The sequence below is a fragment of the Microvirga sp. HS2 genome (assembly GCF_055792805.1).
Genome location: NZ_JBVVAJ010000088.1, coordinates 1 through 1,918, shown reverse-complemented (window position 1 = coordinate 1,918; position 1,918 = coordinate 1). Strand labels below are relative to the sequence as shown.

2 protein-coding genes are annotated in these 1,918 nt (G+C 67.8%); both read right to left on the bottom strand.

Features of this window, described 5'->3' with window-relative positions:
* Positions 1-557: ATP-binding protein (locus ACS5Q0_RS27405; protein ID WP_473129777.1), on the bottom strand; the 557-nt coding region annotated here is incomplete at its 3' end.
* On the bottom strand, positions 557-1,846 hold the full coding sequence (gene istA, locus ACS5Q0_RS27400; RefSeq protein ID WP_473129776.1) for an IS21 family transposase: 1,290 nt from the start codon (positions 1,844-1,846) through the stop codon (positions 557-559). The genes istA and ACS5Q0_RS27405, both read right to left, overlap by 1 nt.
* Between the last annotated feature and the right edge of the window lie 72 nt (positions 1,847-1,918).

Genomic DNA, 1,918 nt, shown 5'->3' with positions numbered 1-1,918 from the left:
AAGAACAGATGCGCTGCATTGGCCTCGAACGGCAGGTAGCCGAGCTCATCGATGATCAGCAGTTTCGGCCGCGCCAGGATCGTCAGCTGCTTGTCGAGCACGCCATCGTCGTGGGCCTTGGCCAGCATCGCCACCAGCGTCGCGGCCGTGACGAACTGCACGCTGTAGGTCTGCCGGATCGCCTCGCGCCCGAGAGCCACCGCCAGATGAGTTTTGCCGGTGCCCGGCGGCCCCAGGAACAAGACCATGTCGCCATGAGCGATCCAGCGGCAGGTGGCCAACTCCCGGATCTGCCGCGGATCCAGCGACGGCTGCGCGTCGAACTCAAAGCCGTCGAGTTCACGCACGAACGGGAACTGCGCGATCTTACTCGCCATGGCAATCCGCCGCTCGTCGCGCCGCGCGATCTCGCGCCTGACCAGGAACGCCAAGGCCTCGCGCAAGGTCATGTCCGAACGGGCTGCTTCGTCCAGCAGCGTGTCGAGCTGGTCGCGGATCGCCGTCAGCTTGAGCCGGTCGAGCATCGCCACCAGGGCCTCGTGATCGACACCCGTCATCACCAGCCTCCTCCCACCAGCGCCTCATATTCGGCCAGCGGCCGCAACAGGGCGGGAGGCGGACCGAGGTCCGCCGGCGCCGATCGCACCGGCCCAGCCCCACCGACCACGCCGGCCAGATGCGTCCGCTCGACAATCCGTTGCCGGCGGCCCCGGCACAGAGCATGGTCGGCCACCACCTCGCCGGCATGGCGCACGATCACGCGCCCACCCAGCACCACCACCTGGACGCTCTCCCCAATCAGCCGCCAGGGCACCGAGTAGCTGTTCGTATCCAGGTCAATCGCGCAGTCCGCCTGAACCTTGCGCACCAGATCCCGCAACTGCCCGAACGGGGCTCGTCCGCCGAGGGGGCGAAGCGCCCCGGCCTCGGACGCAAAGCGCTCCGCCGGAGCCACGCCGGTGGTGCCATGCACCCGCTGATCGGCGATCTCGCGCGTCCACCGGTCCAGATGCGCCTCGAGGGCCGCCCAGCTCTCGAAGCGGCGGCCGGCGATGGCGTTCTTCTTGACGTAGCCGACCCCGCGCTCGTCCTTGCCCTTGGTGCGTGCCCGGTAAGGCGCACAGGCGCGGGGCGCAAATCCCCAGTAGCGGGCAAAGGCATGCAGCCGCCCATTGAACCGCACCTCCCGGGTGGCCGCATCGTGATGCTCGACCAGCGCTTTGGGATTGTCGAACAGCACTTCGGCCGGAACCCCGCCAAAGCGCAGAAAGGCGCCCTCCATGCCCTCGAACCAGTCCGCCTGGCGCTCCCGCAGCGAGGGTCGGATGTGTAGCCGGCGCGAGTAACCCAATGTTGCTACGAACAGGTGCATCCGTACCCGCTCGCCACCGATCCAGACCCGCGTGTCGCCAAAGTCGATCTGCATCTGCTGGCCCGGCGCCGTCTCAAACCGCACGGTTGCGCGCTTCTGTGCCTTCAGCTCCCGGCGCCAGCGTTGCACCCGCAGCTCGACCGAGCGCAGCCCGATGACGATCCCGTGCTCGCTCGCCAGCTCCTGGCGCACCACGTCCGCATTGCCGCCATGCCGGAAGAAACGCTCCCGCAGCCACTCGTCCAGGCCATCGAACGCGGTCCGGCGCACGGGCTTGCGGAACACCACAGCCCCGCCCTCGCGCAGATACCGCCGCACTGTGTTGCGCGCGCAGCCGAACTCCCTCGCCAGCCGCTTGGCACCCCAGCCAAGCTCATGCAGCCGCAGCATCGCGGCCACCTCCTCAGCCTGAAGCATCTCCTCTCTCCGCATCGTCCGCGACAATGCAGGATCCACTGAAACCCCGGTCGACATCTATTCCTCCTCTGCCAAGGAGGGGTCAGTTCTTCGTTTCGTCAGGGGGTCAGTTTCTCAGTTCGGCCGACA

What these genes read in the sequence shown, in the direction of transcription:
- istA (WP_473129776.1), bottom strand. Translation starts at nt 1,846, where the DNA reads ATGTCGACCGGGGTTTCAGTGGATCCTGCATTGTCGCGGACGATGCGG.